Origin of the sequence: Limibacter armeniacum, assembly GCF_036880985.1 — a bacterium.
In the GTDB taxonomy this organism is placed as follows: domain Bacteria; phylum Bacteroidota; class Bacteroidia; order Cytophagales; family Flammeovirgaceae; genus Limibacter; species Limibacter armeniacum.
In genome coordinates, this window is the sequence record NZ_JBAJNO010000009.1 from 2242895 (window position 1) to 2262506 (window position 19612).

The 19612-nt window shown below is 39.9% G+C and carries 11 protein-coding genes; 1 reads left to right on the forward strand and 10 read right to left on the reverse strand.

From position 1 onward, the window contains the following. Nucleotides 1-158: 158 nt before the first annotated feature. The 5 genes from V6R21_RS27175 to V6R21_RS27195 all read right to left on the reverse strand — a co-directional run bounded on the left by V6R21_RS27175 (nucleotide 159) and on the right by V6R21_RS27195 (nucleotide 9654). The gene (locus V6R21_RS27175) at nucleotides 159-1847 is read right to left on the reverse strand and encodes a M61 family metallopeptidase (protein WP_334246664.1); all 1689 of its coding nucleotides are present in this window, start codon (nucleotides 1845-1847) and stop codon (nucleotides 159-161) included. A 114-nt stretch (nucleotides 1848-1961) separates the two neighbouring features. Beyond that, entirely contained in the window at nucleotides 1962-3149 is a 1188-nt protein-coding gene (locus tag V6R21_RS27180; protein WP_334246665.1) for a Na/Pi symporter, read from the reverse strand. 55 nt (nucleotides 3150-3204) lie between these two features. Further along, a complete protein-coding gene (locus V6R21_RS27185; protein WP_334246666.1) occupies nucleotides 3205-4416 on the reverse strand; it encodes a porin in 1212 nt (403 codons plus the stop codon). 591 nt (nucleotides 4417-5007) lie between these two features. Further along, on the reverse strand, nucleotides 5008-6639 hold the full coding sequence (locus V6R21_RS27190; RefSeq protein ID WP_334246667.1) for a RagB/SusD family nutrient uptake outer membrane protein: 1632 nt from the start codon (nucleotides 6637-6639) through the stop codon (nucleotides 5008-5010). A gap of 66 nt (nucleotides 6640-6705) precedes the next feature. Further along, entirely contained in the window at nucleotides 6706-9654 is a 2949-nt protein-coding gene (locus tag V6R21_RS27195; RefSeq protein WP_334246668.1) for a SusC/RagA family TonB-linked outer membrane protein, read from the reverse strand. Between the two features lie 389 nt (nucleotides 9655-10043). Between V6R21_RS27195 and V6R21_RS27200 the strand changes: the two genes are divergently transcribed. Beyond that, entirely contained in the window at nucleotides 10044-10700 is a 657-nt protein-coding gene (locus V6R21_RS27200; protein WP_334246669.1) for an energy transducer TonB, read from the forward strand. A gap of 56 nt (nucleotides 10701-10756) precedes the next feature. On the opposite strand, the gene V6R21_RS27205 is transcribed toward V6R21_RS27200, so the two are convergent. The 5 genes from V6R21_RS27205 to treF all read right to left on the reverse strand — a co-directional run bounded on the left by V6R21_RS27205 (nucleotide 10757) and on the right by treF (nucleotide 19526). Further along, nucleotides 10757-11890 (reverse strand): SusE domain-containing protein, encoded by a 1134-nt coding sequence (locus V6R21_RS27205; RefSeq protein WP_334246670.1) that lies wholly within the window; start codon nucleotides 11888-11890, stop codon nucleotides 10757-10759. Between the two features lie 47 nt (nucleotides 11891-11937). Next, a complete protein-coding gene (locus tag V6R21_RS27210) occupies nucleotides 11938-13560 on the reverse strand; it encodes a RagB/SusD family nutrient uptake outer membrane protein (RefSeq protein WP_334246671.1) in 1623 nt (540 codons plus the stop codon). Between the two features lie 19 nt (nucleotides 13561-13579). Next, nucleotides 13580-16525, reverse strand: a complete 2946-nt coding sequence (locus V6R21_RS27215; protein ID WP_334246672.1) for a SusC/RagA family TonB-linked outer membrane protein — start codon at nucleotides 16523-16525, stop codon at nucleotides 13580-13582. A 352-nt stretch (nucleotides 16526-16877) separates the two neighbouring features. Further along, nucleotides 16878-17804 carry an alpha/beta hydrolase gene (locus V6R21_RS27220; protein WP_334246673.1) on the reverse strand — a complete coding sequence of 309 codons (927 nt, stop codon included), beginning with the start codon at nucleotides 17802-17804 and terminating at the stop codon, nucleotides 16878-16880. Between the two features lie 96 nt (nucleotides 17805-17900). Further along, on the reverse strand, nucleotides 17901-19526 hold the full coding sequence (treF, locus tag V6R21_RS27225) for an alpha,alpha-trehalase TreF (protein ID WP_334246674.1): 1626 nt from the start codon (nucleotides 19524-19526) through the stop codon (nucleotides 17901-17903). Nucleotides 19527-19612: the final 86 nt, after the last annotated feature.

Below are 19612 nucleotides of genomic sequence, written 5' to 3' on the forward strand. Positions count from 1 at the left end.
TTGGAAATGAATTAAGCTTTTGGATTGTTCGTCAATCAATGCCTTGTGTATAACTACAGAAGAATAACGTACAATTTGAATTTTTCTGATAAGTATAATTACATAAAAGCATTTGCTAGGCAAAATCACCTAGCATATATCCAATTTTTGTACCCTTTTTATGCTTTCATCCATTTTTGATACTTTTCCTGATCTTCAATTTTCACCTCGTAAGTACTGAAATAGTCCTTTCCGTCACGCTTCAGTCTTATTTTTTTTAGATGTTCATTTCTGAAAATTGTCAGGTCTAGTTCCTCTGCTCTTTGCACCAACAAAGAGAAATTGCTGGATGTGACCTTTCTGCCATTTACAGCTACAACTTCATCACCATAGCCTAGCAATTCAGCCGGCGAGTTCGGTACAATGTCTGTCACACGTAAAGAATCAGCAGCTATTCTGAATCCAAAATCTCTTTCTTGATATTGTGCTGACAGACTTATATCCAAACTACATCCTACATAACTAAAGGCTGCTTGTAGTTGTTTCTCCAAGCCCCCTTTACCCTCAATACATGTTTCGAAGTATGTTTGCATAGGTTTTCCGGCTACTTCTTCTACCGCTTTTCTGTAATCCTCCTCTGAATAACCTATTCCTGTTTGACCAAACCTCTCCCACAGCAACCGGACTACATCATCCAATGACTTTTTATTTCCCGATTGTTGCCTTAACTCAGTATCCAATATAAATGCAGCCAATGCACCCTCGATATAAATAGAAACCTTTCGGTTCGGAATCCCTTTTTCATAACCATCTAACCATAAATCGTATGAAGAATCTGCCACAGAAAGGTTATAACGACCTTGATTTTCAAAATGTCTTTTCAGCATTTTATTCAGATCATCTACATACTGCTCCTCCTTGATTGTTCCATCCCTTGCCACAAGGTAGTCACCATAATAGGTTGTCAAGCCTTCTGCCACAAAACCTGTTCGGAAGTAGCTTTCTTTGCTGAAGTCATAAGGTTGTAACTCTACAGGTCTTATCGCCTTGACATTCCAAACATGAAACAGCTCATGAGAAGATACTCCAATCAAATCATGATACATCGTATCTGAACCAAACTCTTCATCTGGTCCCAATGTAATTACTGTCGATTCATGATGCTCTACTCCATGATAATGCTTGTAAGGCAATATCTGGAGCATAAAATGGAAGTCTTTATGTGGAAACCCACCAAAAAGAGTCATTTGGGTTCTAGTAAACCGTTCAAAATCTGTCAGCAGCTTATCCCAATCAGGCTTTACATTTCCTTGAATCCAAATATGAAATGTACTTCCATCAACTTGATAGCTTTCATGTTGCAAGGAATCACTTGCTATCAGTGGAGAATCTGCCAACACATCAAAATTTCGGGCTTCAAATTGGTGCTTACTGAGAGCTGGCAAACTGGTTGCAACTCGATATTCATCAGGTAATATTAATTCAACTGTATAAGCTTCCTGTTCCCGTTCAAGTACCTGAAGGCCACAATTGACAAAGTTGATATACAATTGTGTTTCATCCAGCCAAGAACCTCCTGCATCCATCTGTACAGCAAAGTAATTGTAGTGTACTGAGATTTGTTTCACATTTACTACATCAACTTCCCAACAGTCCTTACTCGCCTTCTTAAAGCTTACAGGCTCTCCTGATGAGGTATTCAAAATTTCAAAACGTTGGATATTTTTCGCAAAATTCTGAAGACTATACCTTCCGGGTCTCCATGCAGGGAGTTGAAGTTTTATGGCCGCATCATCAGGACAGTCAATGGTAAGTTCAAAGTCTATAAAATGCTGCTGTGGTTGCTGGTAGGATATCTTATAATGCATCGTCAGTACTGTTTTGTGGAATAAATTTGCCACAAGATAAATGACCCGATACAATAGGGCAATAAAAAAACCCGCCATCATGACGGGTTTTTCAATATTTGATAACTTATATCCTTAGTGCAAGGCAACTGTTTTGGTCTTCTGAAAAGACTGTATTTCTACCTTTTTCACTTCTCCACTTGGCTTGTCTGGAGATGTAAAATAAATCAGCGTAAACGGCATCAGGAAGAATACTACCAATACGTATGCAAAACCAATTGTTCTGTTTTTCATAGACGCTTTACCCAATGTTTCAGCACACCAGATTGGAATGTTTCTGAAAGCTGGAAGCGGGAACAGAATCAACACACCGAACAGGTTGAAGAACAAGTGACAAAGTGCCACGGCTAAAGCTGCTTCGTTTTGGGATAATGCAGCAATTAGCGCTGTTACAGTTGTACCAATGTTCGCTCCCATCAAGAATGGGAATGCTTTTCTCAAAGAAATCTTATCTGAAGCTACCAATGGCACCGCCAGTGATGTAGTTACTGAGCTAGATTGCACACCTGCTGTAATCACCATACCCCAGAAAAGCGATGTGATTGGAGTTCCGAAGATATATTTCTCCAGTTTCTTTTGAGAGTTACCTACCAACACCTTCTTCAGTACTGTTGTAAATGCTCTCAATGAGAAGAACAACACACCTGTAGCTACTACCAATACGATATATGGATTCTTGCCTAATACGCTCACGATAAACTTAGCAGTAGGTTTTACTGTTACCCCCATAATGCTGAATAGCTTTGTGCTTTCTTTAGCACCATCTGATACGAACATTGCAGCAACAGATGAACCTACGGAAGACAATAGTCCTGTACTCAGCTCCAATGGGAAAAGAACCAATACTACAATCAAGTTAAAGAAGTCGTGTACAGTAGCCGCACCAATCGCCTTATTGAACTCATCCTTATTAGAAAGGTGTCCCAAAGCTACGATAGTACTTGTTACACTCGTACCAATATTGGCACCCATAATCATTGGCACTGCATTCTGAAGACTTAAAGCCCCTGAAGCAACAATTGCAACAATCATAGCAGTAGTTGTTGAACTACTCTGTACAAGTGCCGTTGCCAACAGACCCACGAACAACCCAATAAAAGGATTGGAAGTGACAGTCATAATTTCTGATGCTACATCCTTACCCATCAGTTTGAAGCCTGAACTCATCAGACTCAATGATACCAAAAACACAAACAGTACCATCAGAATCGAAACTACTTGCTTCGAGATGCTCAACATTTTGTTGTTAGTTGTTGTCTCCATTTTACTTCAATTTCTTCAGTTATATCTTCTTGCTTAAATGAGCTAGCTTTGGTTCTTAGAAAGAAAGCTCTACTTGCAATCTCCACGTCATTTCATCCTTCGCTACATCAAAATCTGAATAGCTGAAATCTGACTGCGCTTTGATCTTGTGTTTCATAATATATTTTGATACGCCTACGGTGTACTCCTGTACATGCTCACGACCTGTAACTTCTTCAGGCCAGATTTCCGTAAAACGTCCTGCGAATTCCCAGTTAGACTTCAGAAGGTAACCTGCTTGCAAGTTCATACCTTGTCCTGTTCTGAAAGATTCAAATCTCTCTGCTGTATCAATGACTACTGGTGTCTCTCCGTCTGTAGACTTATGAGCATACTCACCAAGCATTGAGAAGCCTCTGTACTTGAAGATAAAGTCAGCAAAATACGACTCCAGGTCTCTAGTGCCAGACAATACACTACCTCTCTGACCACGGTCACGAATAGCATTATCATCTGTACTGTAAGTGAACCCTACTGCCAATTTTGGTGTAGACTCTCTTTCAAGATCAGATTCAACATAATCACCTTTGCTTTTGAAATTTCCGAAAGGAAGGAAGTCGATACGGCCAGTGTAAGCCAAACCATCAGATAGTTCTTGCTCACCAACGTAGTTGTAGTTTTTACCTTCGCCTGTACTTACCGCCACGGAACCTTTGATCACCCAGTCTTTCACACTGAATTTGTGATGAAGCTGTACGCCCAAATCCCTGTCGATATTGTAATCGGCATTCAGTCTTGACCGGTCAACAAACTGCATGTTTTGAGAAGAAACAACTCTCTCTCTGTTACCTGCCAATTTGGTTTGTCCAACCCAAAGTGAAGTATTTGGTAAAAATTTCCATTTCAGAACGGCATCCAATACTTCATTATTGATCAGGTCAAACTCCAGTTTGTAACCCAGTTTTTCACTGAAAAGGTAACCGCCTGACTTCAAACGTGCTCTTCTAAAGTATAGCTCCTGTGTATTATCACCGTCAAGACTTACTACGTCAAAACGGGTCTGTACACGACCTTCCAATGAAAATTTGAAGTCAGGACCATTCGTATCGATGACAAGACTCTTGCCGAATGGCTTGTTTTCAATTGATACCACTGACTTCTGTGGATCAACTGTTTTTACTTGTGTAGTGTCTGTAACAACAGAATCTGCCTGTGTAAAGGCATAAGAATTCCCTGCTTGTACTGTCAAAAACAGCACAGCCATAATGTACCCTAATCTTGAAAACATGTTAGTTAATCTTTTACCTGAGATCCTAATTATTTTTTAATCAGAAGTGTCCCCACACTTTTGATTCGTTAGTCGTTTGTCCTTAATCCGGTGGCAATTTTCGGATTCTAATGTCAATTGTCAGTTATTTAGAATTTAAGAAATTGTTAAATCACACTTTACACGAAACCTTAACAGAGTTCTATTGTTAATTAAAAAATTGAAAATGAGCCATTTAAATGAATAAACACTCATGATAAGAGCCTAAAAAACTCCTATATAAAGGACTTTTATTCACAAAAATTCTTCTTCATTTAGCCAAAAACAAAGAACATACTTTGTCTTATTTCACAAAATGACATACTCAAACAGATTACGTAACATTATGTTAACATTGAATATAACATTGACAAGAAATTTCTATTCTTTGAATCTAATTAACACCTTGAAAAGGTTGAAAACCCATACTTTATCCATTCCCCCTCTCTTTGTAACATTCTTAATCAACATATATGTAACAAAAAAAGCAGCCCCTTTCAGGGCTGCTTGCGTAATCCAACTCAATCTATGAGTGTGTATATGAAAATATTACCTTCAGTTCACTCTCTTGTATTAATAACCTGTACTCTGATTCAGGTTCGGGTTAAGAGAAACCTGCACCGTTGGAATAGGGAAAACAATTCGTTTTGCTGCATCACTCGGCTTACCAGCACTTGGAAGGTACACAACCTCCCCATCCACTGTTTTAGAAGCTCCATCATTTTCCATTTGCTTGTTCTGCCATGCATCCAGGAACTTACCATAACGAATCAGGTCTTGGCGTCTTACGCCTTCCCAGCATAGCTCCCATCCTCTTTCCATCAAGATAAACTCTGTCACATCTGCTACACTTAGTGCCGTCATATGTGCAGTTGCATCTGCGATCGGTGAGTCTGCCTTAAAGCGTCCACCTTGTGTTCTCAATTCATTCACAATAGACAATGCCTCTGCATCATTACCCATTCTTGCCTCTGCTTCAGCATGCATCAACAATACATCTGCAAAGCGGAGAACAGCAAAGTCAGTACCGCCATCTCCTCCCCAGTCAATACCTGGTTGCTTAGGATCAATCTCCCACTTCAATACACGTACACCTTGCAGTTTATTGGCATCACGTAATGGTACATCGTTCGTATGTTCTACTACTGTTCCATCAACTGTTTCAAACTGCGTATAGAAAATTGACTTACGGTTATCATCGTCACTGAACGAGTCATAGTGATCTGGCATTACTGAAAAACCATTCCACTGAGAATGACCAGCTCCAACTTCTACTTCCTTACCATCATAAATCAGTTTGCGAGTATCGTAGTGCATTCCCCAGCAGTTTCCATGATTACCTAAACCAGCCTGTGCAATGTAAGTGATAGTAAAGATATTCTCCTTGTTGCTTCCTTCGTTCTCCAGCTTGAAAGTATCAAGGTAATTGCTATACAATGAATACCCCATGCCTTCAATCACCTTCGCGTATTCTACTACTTTCTGAAGCGCTTCTGCAGATGGAGTCGATACATTGTATCCATCAGATGTATAAACACCACTATTCAGGTACAACTTCATTAGCATCGCATATGCAGCAGCCTTTCCTGCACGACCATACTGTGGAGTTTCAGGTAATTGATCCTTGATTCCTTCCAGTTCTGTTACGATAAACTCATATACTTGAGCCCTAGTACTTGGTGCTGATTTACCATCATGTTCTGAAGCAGTAATTACGGGTACTCCTCCAAACATATCCATAAGGATATAGTAGTAAAAACCTCTCAGGAAACGTACTTCTGCTTGACCTGCTACCACATCAGGGGTTTGCTCAGCAGTCTGCATAAGTTCCAGTATGGAGTTTGCTCTTGCGATCCCTGTATAAGGGTTGTTCCACATACGTTGCAAATGTGGGTGGTTAGCATCCCAAGTATGTGCATTCAATTGAAGCCACTTACCTCCGTCATACCAGTCACCTCCTCTTGCAGGAACAATTGTTTCATCAGAAGATACTTGGTTAAAGCCCCAAAAATCCTCGTGATGATAAAGGCTTCTCAATGAAGCATAAACAGGGTTAATACCTGCCTGTAGCTCTTCAGGGGTTGTAAAATATTCATCCGCAGGAATTGAGCTATATAGTTCCTCATCAAGGTTAGTACATGCTGGTGCTGTTGCCATTAGTGCACCTGCTGCCAAAACTGTGATTAATCTATTTCTAAATTTCATTATAATACACTTTTGAGATTGTGAACAACATTTTCTTGATTTGCCAATAGGGCAATAATGTCAGACTTAGAAACCTACACTTACACCTACAGTAAATGTTCTAGCTCTAGGGTAGCTGTTATAATCAATACCTACCGATTTTACCTGACTGCCATCCAGTGCTGTATTTACTTCTGGATCGAAACCAGAGTAATTAGTTAGCACGAATAGGTTTTGACCACTTACATAAGCTCTCAAGTTGTTCAGCCATGATACATTTGTTGTATTAAATGTGTATCCCAATGTCATGTTTGCCATTCTTAGGAATGAGCCATCCTCAACAAATCTGCTTGAGAATCCTTTTACTGAAGTTGGAGTACCTTCACCAACTGCATCAGCCAATGTGTTTCTATCAGCATCAGCACCTGTCAGAGACGATACATTTGAAGCAAGCTCAATCGCTGTATTGTTCACTATATCATTGCCTACAGCTCCTTGCATAAAGAAGTTGAAATCGAAACGCTTGTATTTGAAAGTGTTGTTGATACCGAAAGTGAAGTCAGGCTGAGCATTACCAATAACCTGGCTGTCATCACTGTTGATCTCACCATCGTTGTTCAAGTCTTCAAACATTTCAGCACCTGACTCATCAGTACCAATGTACTTAGGCCCCCAGAAGATACCATAAGCTTCACCTGGACGGATTACCTGAGCATATTGTCCTGTCAGACCACGACCTCCTAAATTACCTGTGATGATTTCTGGAAGTTCTCCCAAGCTGATTACTTCATTTCTGTTAGCTGTGAAGTTGATTCCTGTTTCCCAAGTGAAATCATCTTTTGTAACGTTTACTGTATTAATTACAAATTCAACACCTGTATTTCTTACCTCACCCACGTTTACCAACTTCTCTTCCACAACAGCTGGTTGAGGGTTTTTATATTTCAACAACAGGTCAGATGTGTTTTTCACATAGTAGTCCAATGAACCATATATTCTACCTTGTAGGAATTCGTAGTCTGCACCAATGTTAAACTGCGATGTTGTTTCCCATTTCAAATCAGTATTGGCTACGTTAGAGGCTGCTACACCTGACTCCACGTTATCAGGGCTACCTACTACATGTTGGTAGTTAGGGTCTACCGCTACCTGAGATACTGCACCATAATTAGGGATCTCTTGTGAACCAGTCACACCCCAACCAGCTCTCAGTTTCAAGTCAGACAGTACATCACTGCTCTTCAGGAAATCCTCTTCTGCTACTCTCCAAGCCACTGATGCAGCAGGGAACACACCCCACTTGTTAGCCAGCTTTGACGAACCGTCAGCACGAACAGTACCTGTTACTACATACTTATCCATAAAGCTGTAGTTCACACGACCAAGGAATGAGATAAGCTTGTATGACTCCTTTTGTGAATAAACTCTGTGTGTCTCAGTAGGAGCTGACTCCAAGTTATTTTCACCTGTAATATCTGAAGTGAAATTACCAGCTGATGCACCAAACTCGTCAGTCATAAACTCTTGGTAAGTATAACCCGCCAACGCATTGATTCTATGGTTGCCAAACTCCTTTTGGTAATTCAGTGTAGCTTCCAACAATGTGTTCATCAGATCTTTTTCTCTCTGAACGGCAATACCATTTGCTACCAACCAGTCTGCCTTAGGATAGTATGCCTTACGCTTAGCTCCTGACATGTCTGCACCTAAATTCAACTTTGCAGTCAAACCTGTCAATAATTCGTATTCAGCTGAAATATTACCCAGCAAACGTTTTGTCTGTGTAAAGTCATTTACCATAGTTGCCATCAGGTATGGGTTTTTCAACTCAATACCTGTTGGTGTAAAGTCTTGTGGGAACAGCGGAGAAACCATCAGCATGTTGTTAATAACGCCTCCACTTCCTAAGCTACCAGTACCGAATGGAAGGTTGTTATCTTCCACGAATGATCCCATCAGGTTAGCCTGAATCTTCATTCTGTCATTTACTTTTTGAGTCAGGTTCATACGACCTGTCATTCTCTCAACTCCAGAATTAATAATGATACCTTCCTGATCAAAGTAGTTTAATGAAACACGTACCTGAGTCTTCTCATTACCACCTGTAATAGACAAGTTATGGCTTTGTGTCATGGCTTGTCTTGTCATTACATCTTGCCAATCCGTGTTACCTCCTTGATCAATTGCATCAGTTGCAATGCTTCTATATTCATCAGCAGTCAATAAATCAAGTTTCTTTGCAATGTTAGACACGCCCAAGTAACCATCGTAGTTAACAGCTGTCTTTCCTTCCTTGCCTTTCTTTGTTGTAATGATAATCACACCATTGGCACCTCTAGAACCATAGATAGCTGTAGCTGAAGCATCTTTCAGAATGTCTATTGATTCAATGTCTGCAGGGTTAATCGAGTTAAGAGGGTTTCTTGCTCCTGATGTTGCTAAGTTTGATCCTGACCCCGGGTCAGAGGCTGTATTGTCGATAGGAAATCCATCAATTACATAAAGTGGTTCGTTTGATGCTGTAAGGGAAGTACCACCACGTACACGAATATTGACTCCTCCACCAGGCTCTCCTGATGCAGGTGTCATCATCACACCAGCCACTTTACCTTGAATCAGTTGGTCAGCTGAAGTCATCGCTCCTTTGTTGAAGCCTTCCGATGTTACAGATGACATAGCCCCTGTCACATCCTTCTTCTCCATACTACCATATCCCACTACTACTACCTCTTCCAACTGCTCAGCATCTATTTCCATTTGAAGGTCTAGTACCGATCTGTTTCCTACTTGAATTTCTTTTGTCAGATAACCAATATAGCTAACTGTCAAAATATCTTCTTCTGAACGAAGCTTCAGTGTGTACTTACCAGATAGGTCTGTAGTAGTACCTGAGGTTGTTCCTTTGATTACAATGCTTACACCTGGCAGTGATTCATTGTTTTCATCAGTAATCGTACCTGTAATAGTACGGTCTTGTGCTAGAATCGTCAATGGCACCATCAAAGCACATATAAAGGTGAAGAGTAGTTTTTTCATTCTCATACAAATGTTTATTCTCAGTTGAGTTTTTGACACACATTATGTGTACCATTTACATTTGCAATTATAGAGAGAGTTGAGTGAATGTAAAAATTTGTTAATTATTTGATTATCAAATATATAATCATCGCAATCGGTTCCGCAACCGATTGATAATAACATATTGCCAAAGTTAAAATATGTTAAATTAATGAAACTATATTTTAAGCGTTCCGAAAGAGATTATAAACGAACACCCTCTTCAATTTTATTCACAAAATACTATTCATTAAAAAATAAGCATAAATATCTACTACAGTCATATGTAACCTTTCCAACAACAGGTGTTATGTCGTCAAAATACTTATCAGAAAGTATAAGGATCTAAGAACATAAACCTTACAACAATGGAGAAAAACCCGCTACACAAATGGAGACCCTTTTTTATAACTGTTGGTCTATCTGTAAGCCTTTCACTAACACTGATGGCTTTTGAATGGAAAACATATAATGATGAGACGCTTATTTCTTTAGGAAAACTACAATTGGATGAAGAGAAACCTGAACTTCCACCAATTACCAAAATGAAACCGCCTCAGCCTCCTAAAGTCATAACTGCCCCAAAAATTGTGGAAGTTGATGACACAGAGCTTATCAAGGATATCAAGGTTGATTTTATTGAATTTGACCCTGATATGGACATTGAAGAAATAGAGGAAACAACTCAAATAGAAGAAGTGATTGGTGATGAACCTTTTGATATTGTAGAAGAAAATGCTTTGCCAGAAGGTGGAATGGGAACTTTCCTAAAATGGGTGGCTGGCAATATTAGATACCCTTCTCAAGCCAAAAGAATGCAGGTAGAAGGTACAGTATATGTACAGTTCATTGTTAATAAAGATGGAAATCTAACAGACTTCCAGGTAATGAGAGGTATAGGAGGAGGTTGTGATGAAGAAGCTGTAAGAGTCCTGAAAAAAGCGACAAGCTGGAAACCTGCGAAACAAAGGGGAAGGCCTGTAAGACAAAGAATGGTATTGCCTGTAAAGTTTAGATTGCAGTAAATAAAAAAGCTGGTATACACTGTATCAGTGTATACCAGCTATATTTTTAAACAGGATTATTCAATTACTACTGATCCTGCTCTTTTGTCTACTCTTACAGTATAAGTACCTGGCGCACCTACAAAGTTAAAGTTAGGGTCTGAGTCACCTGTTGCAGGCTCAAGCATACCCGCATCGTATTCTGTTAACACATCGTAACCAAAGTTAATTGCATCATAAGACGCATCTTCAAAGAATCTAAAGTTTGAGTTACTAAATGTCACAGTACCTTCCCAAGTTTGGTGTCCAACCCAATTCAGTTGAGTCAATGGATCGGCATCCCAACCCCAACCATGTGTCGCTCCTCCAGTCAGGTAAAGTACAGGCTCACTATCCAGTGCTTTCATTGCAATTGAACCACTACCTTGATTCACATCAATCTTGTACCAACCTGTCTCTCCAGTAAACATAAAGTTATTGTCACTGTTTTCACCTGGCTGAGGCTGAAGTAAATCTGTTGGATATTCAGTGAAAATATTTACACCACCAATATTACCTCCCCAATCAGGGAATGAGAAGAAACGGAAGTAAGCTTCACCACTATTATCAAAATAGGCGTATGTCGAATACTCTTCAGGAACTCCTGTTGAAGCGATTTCTACTGCCAACCCAGGATCCCAACCTCCTACAGCAGCTCCAATCATGTAGATTGAAGGGAATGAAGCTTCATAGCAAGTAAGTTTTGTAGAAAGGATGTTTTCTGAAGCTATTGGAGAAACTGTCGGCAAGTTACTTGATCCATCCGACTGAAGTCCTGTAGCTTTTGCCACTACTCTCAGGAATACTTTTACTTCTTCACCACTTTTAATGCCACTGGCTACCATTGCATCATTAATATCAGACACAGAAATCACTGTTTCTGTTTTAGAAGTCACCAAGATTTTCACAGCCTCCTCAAACGACTCATCCGTAGAAAGCTCTAGTTGATAATCTACTCCAAAACCAACTCCAAAATCCGCTGCATTCCAGCTCAATTGCTCCCAAATATAGTGTGAGTGCTCCATTTCAAAAGCAGGGTATACTGCTTTCAATTCTGAAGAGATTCTCGGTGCTTTCACATTTGCTGGATGAAACTCTATTTCTTTTGTTTCCTCACAGCCCACTAGCAGCATTGCTGCCAAAAATGCGATCAGTAAGTTAAGCTTTTTCATATTCTAATATTTTTAGTAGGGCAGGAGATCCCTGCCCTAGTTTTATCTTAGTAACCAGGTGTTCTTACTAGGTTTGAGTTGTTGTTGATGGCTGTCGAAGGAATAGGGAACACACGATATTTAGCATCGATTTCCGCTCCATCTTTCACATTACCCTTCCAAGGCCACACATATTCACCAGATGTAAACTTACCAAAGCGAACCAAGTCAGTTCTTCTGTGAGCTTCCCAGTACAACTCTCTGCCTCTTTCATCTAAGATGAAGTCCAAATCAATTGAAGCTGGAGCACTCAAATCTGCTCTTTCTCTGATAGCAGCAATACCACTCTCAGCTGTGCCACTAACAGCTTTACCCTGTCTCAACTCAGCTTCAGCCAACATCAGGTAAGCATCTGCCAGACGGAACATAGGGAAGTTCGTGTCTGCAAAACCTCCATTAGGATCATTTCTGTCCATGCTTTCAGTTCTAACATTCGTGAATTTCATCACACCATAACCATCTGTAAACAGAGAAGGGTTATTAATTTCTTTTTCATGTCCTGTAAAGAAATAGTTTCTTCTGCTGTCTCCACTTTCAAACAGATCGTACAACGCACCAGTAGTTCTATTACCACCCCAGTTACCATTCATATTGATATCTGAGCTTTTCATATCTCCACCAACAGATGACAACATTAGGTAAGTAGTACCTCCATAAGTTTGGATAGCAGCACCGTCATATGAAATACCAAAGATGATTTCGTTTTTCTGTAACTGGTTGTCACCAGCAAACAACGATTGGTAAGCTGTCACGTTAGTGTAATCTGTAGTTGTCAATGAATAACCTCCATTAACCAGACTTTGCAGTGCTTCTTCTGCTACTGCGTAATACTCTCCTGCATTATTATTATCTGTACCAAGGTACACTTCATTGTTTAGGCAAAGCTTACCTAACAGCATTGCTGCTGCTCCTTTGTCTGCATAACCAAAGTATGCTGTACCCATCTCTTTCAAGGCTGACTCATTTGAAGTCAAGTATTCCAATTCAGACTTTAAGTAATCAAACAGTTCTGAACCGTCCCATGTACCCCATGGCAGTGGTCTATCACCTCCTACAGTATTCTCTTCTGTTACCTTAGGAATACCATTACCGTAGTAGTTCAATCCATGCCAGTAGCTCAATGCTCTGATAAACCTAGCTTCATCAATATAGCGCGCTATCTCTGATGCAGGTAAATCTTCAGTTGGCTCTAAAGCACTCATAATTCTGATGAATTCATTACTCTGTGCTACCTGGAAATAAATTCTATCAAAGAAAATAGTATTGAACTCATTGGTAATAGTCCATGATGCATAGTTAAATGCATTTAGGTTACCATCGTTCCATGCATTAATTGCTTCATCTGTTGGCAGCTCCTCTGCATCCCATAAACGACGCATGTATTGAGATGCACCAGCGTCAAGTCCTCCTAAGTCAGCATTGCCTGATGATCCTTCCTGTCCAACTGTTGCATATCCTGCATACAGCTTATTCAACATAAAAGAATAGTTCTCCGGACTCTGTCCTACATTTCCAGGATGTAATTCATCTGGGTCAATTGGCAATACATCCAAGTCATTTACACATGAGGTCAACCCTCCTAGGCAAGCCATTAAGACTGCCAATGTGATATTATATATCTGCTTTTTCATGATTACGCTCTCTCTTTAATTAGAAACCAATGTTTACACCTACTAAGAATGTTCTAGGTCTAGGGTAGATATTGTTATCAATACCTCCACTCACTTCTGGATCCAGTCCTTCATATGGAGTTATTACAAACAGGTTGTTTGCTGTTGCATATACTCTCATTGTACAAGAATTAGAGAAGATCTTGTTAGGGAAATTGTACCCTACCATAACGTTATCCAAACGGAAGAAAGAAGCATTCTGCACATAGTAATCTGACAGATACTGAGGCTGTGTAAAACCTGTATTATAAATATCACTTGTCAGGTTTCCTGAATACTCACCTGAAGTATTTAGCTTATTTGTAAATGCTCTGTCTGAATTAACGTTGTTGTAAACGTAATTCCCCAACCTAACACGGCCTGCCGCTGAGAAGTCCCAGTTACCATACATGAAGTTCGTATTCAATCCAATCGTTGCTGTAGGTGCTGGGTTGCCTGCATGGTAACGATCTAAATCATTGATAATACCATCTTCGTTGCGGTCAACAAATGCGCCTTCAATTGGCTTACCGTCTTCACCATAGATTTGCTGGTAAACATAGAATGTATTGATTGCTTCACCTGTAGAGTGGATCTGTACAGTATTACCTGTACCACCACTGATACCCCCTGTTGCGATACCAATGTAGTCTGGATCATTATTGGACGTCAGCTGAGTAATCTCATTTTTATTCATTGTCAGGTTGAAACCGAGGCTCCAATTCATTTTGCTTGTCTGAATCAGCTTTGCATTCATTGAGAGCTCTACACCTGTATTGGTCATTGAACCAATATTCTGATAAATTTTATTCTCAAGGTTTGTACCTGCTGGCGGGTCAATAATACTTAATAAGTCTTTTGTGTTCTTATGGTAAACATCCAATGAACCCGTTAGCTTATTATCAAAGAACCCGTAATCTATACCTGCATTGTAAGTTGCTGTTTCCTCCCATTTCAGGTTTACTTCATATCCTTCTGGACGAAGTGTTGTCACTGGCACAAACGTACCGTTCTCATCATAGTAGCCATAGTTAGCTGAATTGTTACTTAACGTATAAGTTGGGATATAACCGTAGTTTGATCCAATGTCTTGCTGACCAGTTACACCGTAACCTACTCTCAACTTCAAGTCAGAAACTGTTGACGAGTTTGCCAAAAAGTCTTCATTGATCACATTCCAGCTTGCTGCTACTGAAGGGAAAATACCCCATCTATTATCATCAGCGAATCTTGATGAACCATCCGCTCTCAATGTTGCTGTCAGCGTATAACGGTTATCGTATGTATACTGTCCTCTACCGAAGAATGACACCAAATAGTTTTCCCATTTACTAATCTGAGTATAAGTAATCGCTGGGTTATCAGTACCTGGCACATCTGAGTAATTCTCTACTTTATCACCTTTGAAGTGCTGCCAAGAATATCCCAACATACCGTTTATTCTATGAAGACCTGTCTCTTTATTGTAATTCAATGTGAAGTCCAATAACTCATTTGATTTAGTCTCTTCATAAGTGTTATTCACACCTTGAGAATTTAACCAAACTACATCTAATGGTACATAAACCTCTCCATTAGAGCTAGAGTGATCAATACCAACATTCAGTTTAGCACTCATTTCAGGCAAGAAGTGGAATTTATAATCCAGCTCAGTATTAGCGATAATTCGCGTAACATCTGCTGTATTAGTCTTCTGGTTGATCATTGCAACTGGGTTCTGTGGTGCATTCAGGTTTGTCTCACCATCACCATTGTACCAAGCGAAATAATTACCATCCGCATCATAAATTGGCTGAGTTGGGTCCATTGTAATTGCATTACCAATAGCTCCTTCTTCACCAAAGTTGTTTTTGATAAACACACCTTTCACATTTGTATTTACCTTAAGGTGATCATCCAAAAACTTAGGAGTCAAGCTCAAAGCCATGGTAGTTCTTTCCATCGAGGTGTTCTCAAGAATACCTTGTGAATTGTTGTAGCCTACTGAAGCTCTGAATGGCAACCACTCACCTGCTACACCACCTACTGCTACGTTGTGATCTGTACTAATTGACGTTCTAAAGATTTCCTTCTGCCAATCTGTATTAGCATCTCCCATCAGGCCCACTACCTCTGGGTGATATGTTTCCATCAACTTTCTATATTCATCTGCCTTCAATACATCAACATAACCTGATGGTGTGTTTACAGACACGCTTCCTGTATAGTCTACAGACAAACCTCCTTGTGAACCTTTCTTTGTTGTGATGATAATCACACCATTTGCAGCTCTAGAACCATAAATTGCTGTTGCAGAGGCGTCTTTCAATACAGTGAAAGTTTCAATATCATTCGGGTTGATGGTATTCAGAGGGTTACGCATACCAGCTACACCTCCATTATCAACAGGAACACCATCAATAATAATTAGTGGATCGTTTGATGCACTCAGTGATGAACCACCACGGATACGGATTGTTGATCCTGCGCCTGGAGCACCACCAGAGTTTGTAATCTGTACACCTGCTACTCTACCATTCAGTAGATCCTGTGGAGATGAAAGTGCTCCTTTGTTAAAGCTACTAGCATCAACTGTTGCAATTGAACCTGTAACATCTTCTTTCTTAGCAGTACCATAACCGATTACCACGATTTCCTCCAACTGCTCCGCATCCAGCTGCATTTGCCAGTCGAAAGTTGTTAATGCTCCTACCACTACTTCTTTTGGCAAGTAACCAATATAACTAATCACCATAACCTCCTGATCAGCGTTTACACTTAGCGTGTACTGACCATCAAGGTTGGTAGTAGTTCCACGAGTAGTTCCCTTTACAACGATCGTCACACCTGGAAGTGGTTCGTTGTTTTCGTCTGTGATCGTACCGGAGACAGCACGGTCCTGTGCGAACAATGCCAGTGGCATCATTAACGTACACAGCAAGCTTAATAGTAGACTCCTCATCTTCATATACACAAAGTATTGTTACACTATAGATTTGTTCTTTTCAAGACATATAATGTGTCTGGATTACGCTTGCAATTATACGTTCTTTTAACACACCGTGAAAACACGTTAAAATACTGATTTACAGTTAATTAAATTACTCAACCGATACCGCAACCGATTGCTCAACACCATTCGCAACTAGTTAACATAAGTTAATTCTCTATAACATTGTGTCCGAAAATGAAAATTGTATATAAAGTGATTTATATAATCAGAAAAGCGTGATAATAATCTCTCTATCGAAAGACATTTATCACGCTTTAAATTCTACATTATGTGTTCTTTATACAAAGTGGCTAACGAGTAAACATATTTACTTTCCAAACAAAAAAGTTACAGGTACGGCCAGTCTGGCATTCCAATCAGTTTCTGTATGAGCCGCACCTTCATATTTTTTTGTCACCCAATTCTTTCCCTTTTTGAAGCCTTTTTCTTTCATTATTTGATCTGCTTTTTGCTGAATAGGTGGGTAAAGAGAATCTAAAGTAGCAGTGCCATAATCAAAGTAAATCTTATGTGTAGCAGGGTCCGGAAGATGTTCTCTCATATAGGAAAGAAAAACATCAGGAATTGGATTGTTTTTCGTATCAAAAGTTCCGGGCCAATGTGTAGATATACAGGCCGCTCCACCAAATACTTCCGGATACTCACAGATGGCATATAAGGAGATTAGTCCTCCATAACTAGATCCCGCCACAAAGGTATTTTCACGTCCTTGATTGGTTGAGAATGTGCTATCAACATGAGGTTTCAGTTCTTTCACCAAAAACTTCAGATACCGATCAGACATCGGTTTGTCTGCAAGTTTAAATTGCTCATTACTTCTAAATACACTCAAGATAGAATCTTGCTTTACCTTTTCTATAGACTCAAACGGCGTCTGAGGAAAATACTCAATTGTGCGGTACTCACTTCCTCCATTCCAGATACCTACAACAATAAAATCTCTTACCTCTCCGTCCCTCATTAATGCTGAAGCCACTTCATCTACTCCCCACTCCTGCTTGTTCCATGTTATATTGTCATCAAACAACATTTGTCCATCATGCATATACAAGACATCATATTCCTTGTCAGCTGTATATCCTGCAGGAAGCCAGATATCAACATTTCTGGAAGAAATAAATGCTGAAGGAAAACTAGAAAGCCGCCTAATCTCACCGCTAGATACCTCAGGTATCGGCTCTCCTCCTCTAATACAGAACATTAGGATTAATATAGCTGCTACTACTGTTTTCATTTTTCAGTCAATTTATATGCAATTTCATTAATCAATAACCTTCATAACTGAAACATCTTTAGACAGTTATTACATTCATTTAGGCTTAATAAATTACTACTCAGGTTTTGCGACACTCTCCTCTCTCATTAACCGGATCAATACACCATTGGTCCAGCCAAAACCGTCTTGTACAGGGTACTCTCCTCCTCCTGCTTCAAGAGATATGTCTTCTACATTGTACTTCTCCACCATCTTGCCTGTATTTCTATATATTTTGGTATTCAGCTTTACCCAACGTTGCTCTATTTCGTCAGCCAATTTTATTTCTCCATAATTTCTAAGTCCCCAGATAGTCATCCATTGTAAAGGTGCCCACCCATTTGGGGCGTCCCATTGCTGTCCTGTATTCTGAAGTGTTGTCACAACTCCTCCAGGTTTTAGAAAGTCCTTTTTGATATGTGTCGCCACTTCTGATGCCTGCTCTGGTGTTGCTATTCCAAAACATAGAGGGTAAACACCTGCCAGCGATAGTATTGATGTCATATGTTTAGCCCTAAAGTCATAATCCCTGTAAAAACCTGTCTGCTCATCCCAACAATACTTTTGAATGGCAGCTTTCCTATCTTCTGCAAGTTGGTGATAGTGCTCTGCTTTTCCCTGATCTCCACTAAGGTCAGCTGCCTTGGCTATTATCTGCTCTTGCTTAAAAAGTAATGCATTAAGGTCCACTGGGATAATATCCGTTGTATGAATGGTAGATAGGTTTGTTGTATCAGCCAACCATCGTGACGAAAAATCCCAACCTGACTCAGCTCCTGCCCGCAAATGCTTATACACTACCTCTGTTGGGCGACCTGCTTCTTTTGCCGTTTCAACATCGTCAGCATACATCTCAGATCGTGGACCAGGAAGGTTATCCCAATAGCGATTTAAAATACTGCTATCCGGCAACTGCACTGTTCTTTTATATACAGTATAATCTTCTTGAAGTTGCTCTTGGCCATTCATCCAAAAGGCATGCTCCTTTTCCATATAAGAGAGGTATTGCACATAAATACTGTCTCCTTTTATCCCTGCCAACAGTTCTACCATCAAAGCAAAAAATGGCGGTTGAGACCTTCCAAGATAGTATGTTCTGTTTCCGTTTGGGATAAAACCAAACTCATTCAACATATAGGCAAAGTTATCAACCATATCATTGATCAAAGCGGTTTCTCCACTAGCCTCCAAACCCAACATTGTAAAATAGCTATCCCAATAGTAAATCTCACCAAAACGGCCTCCTGGTACTATATAAGGGTGAGGTAATGCTATACGAGTGCCTATATTGGCTGAATCGGCATCCCTTCTCAATACCTTCCACAAGGTTAGAATGTGCTCTTCCACTGTATTTGTTGTATCACTCTTGAACCCTGAAGCATATTGCACAGGCAAATCAAAATGTTCCTTGACAAAGCTGTCCAATTGAAACCCCTGTTGATTTTTTTCGGCTTCATATTCCTGAACAATCTTATCTACTTCTTCTTTTGGTACACAGTCCACAAATGTTTTTCCATCCTCAAATACTTTCTTCAGCTGCACTGCTTCAAGTAAGTCTCCATAAGTCCTGCTAGGCGGTACCAACTCAGGTCGAGCAACAGCTACTTGCTTATCTTTTTTGGCTTCTTGGCAACCAAAGACCAATAGTGATGCTAGTAGTATCCATAAAAGCTTCGAATAACTTATCTCGTGTCTTTTCATTTTCAGTATTGGGTTTTCAGCCACATTAGTTGTATTTCCTTAATTTATAAATAACTACCGAGACATCTGAATAAGACCTTGAACAG

What these genes read in the sequence shown, in the direction of transcription:
- V6R21_RS27175 (WP_334246664.1), bottom strand. Translation starts at nt 1,847, where the DNA reads ATGCATTATAAGATATCCTACCAGCAACCACAGCAGCATTTTATAGAC.
- V6R21_RS27180 (WP_334246665.1), bottom strand. Translation starts at nt 3,149, where the DNA reads ATGGAGACAACAACTAACAACAAAATGTTGAGCATCTCGAAGCAAGTA.
- V6R21_RS27185 (WP_334246666.1), bottom strand. Translation starts at nt 4,416, where the DNA reads ATGTTTTCAAGATTAGGGTACATTATGGCTGTGCTGTTTTTGACAGTA.
- V6R21_RS27190 (WP_334246667.1), bottom strand. Translation starts at nt 6,639, where the DNA reads ATGAAATTTAGAAATAGATTAATCACAGTTTTGGCAGCAGGTGCACTA.
- V6R21_RS27195 (WP_334246668.1), bottom strand. Translation starts at nt 9,654, where the DNA reads ATGAAAAAACTACTCTTCACCTTTATATGTGCTTTGATGGTGCCATTG.
- V6R21_RS27200 (WP_334246669.1), top strand. Translation starts at nt 10,044, where the DNA reads ATGGAGAAAAACCCGCTACACAAATGGAGACCCTTTTTTATAACTGTT.
- V6R21_RS27205 (WP_334246670.1), bottom strand. Translation starts at nt 11,890, where the DNA reads ATGAAAAAGCTTAACTTACTGATCGCATTTTTGGCAGCAATGCTGCTA.
- V6R21_RS27210 (WP_334246671.1), bottom strand. Translation starts at nt 13,560, where the DNA reads ATGAAAAAGCAGATATATAATATCACATTGGCAGTCTTAATGGCTTGC.
- V6R21_RS27215 (WP_334246672.1), bottom strand. Translation starts at nt 16,525, where the DNA reads ATGAAGATGAGGAGTCTACTATTAAGCTTGCTGTGTACGTTAATGATG.
- V6R21_RS27220 (WP_334246673.1), bottom strand. Translation starts at nt 17,804, where the DNA reads ATGAAAACAGTAGTAGCAGCTATATTAATCCTAATGTTCTGTATTAGA.
- treF (WP_334246674.1), bottom strand. Translation starts at nt 19,526, where the DNA reads ATGAAAAGACACGAGATAAGTTATTCGAAGCTTTTATGGATACTACTA.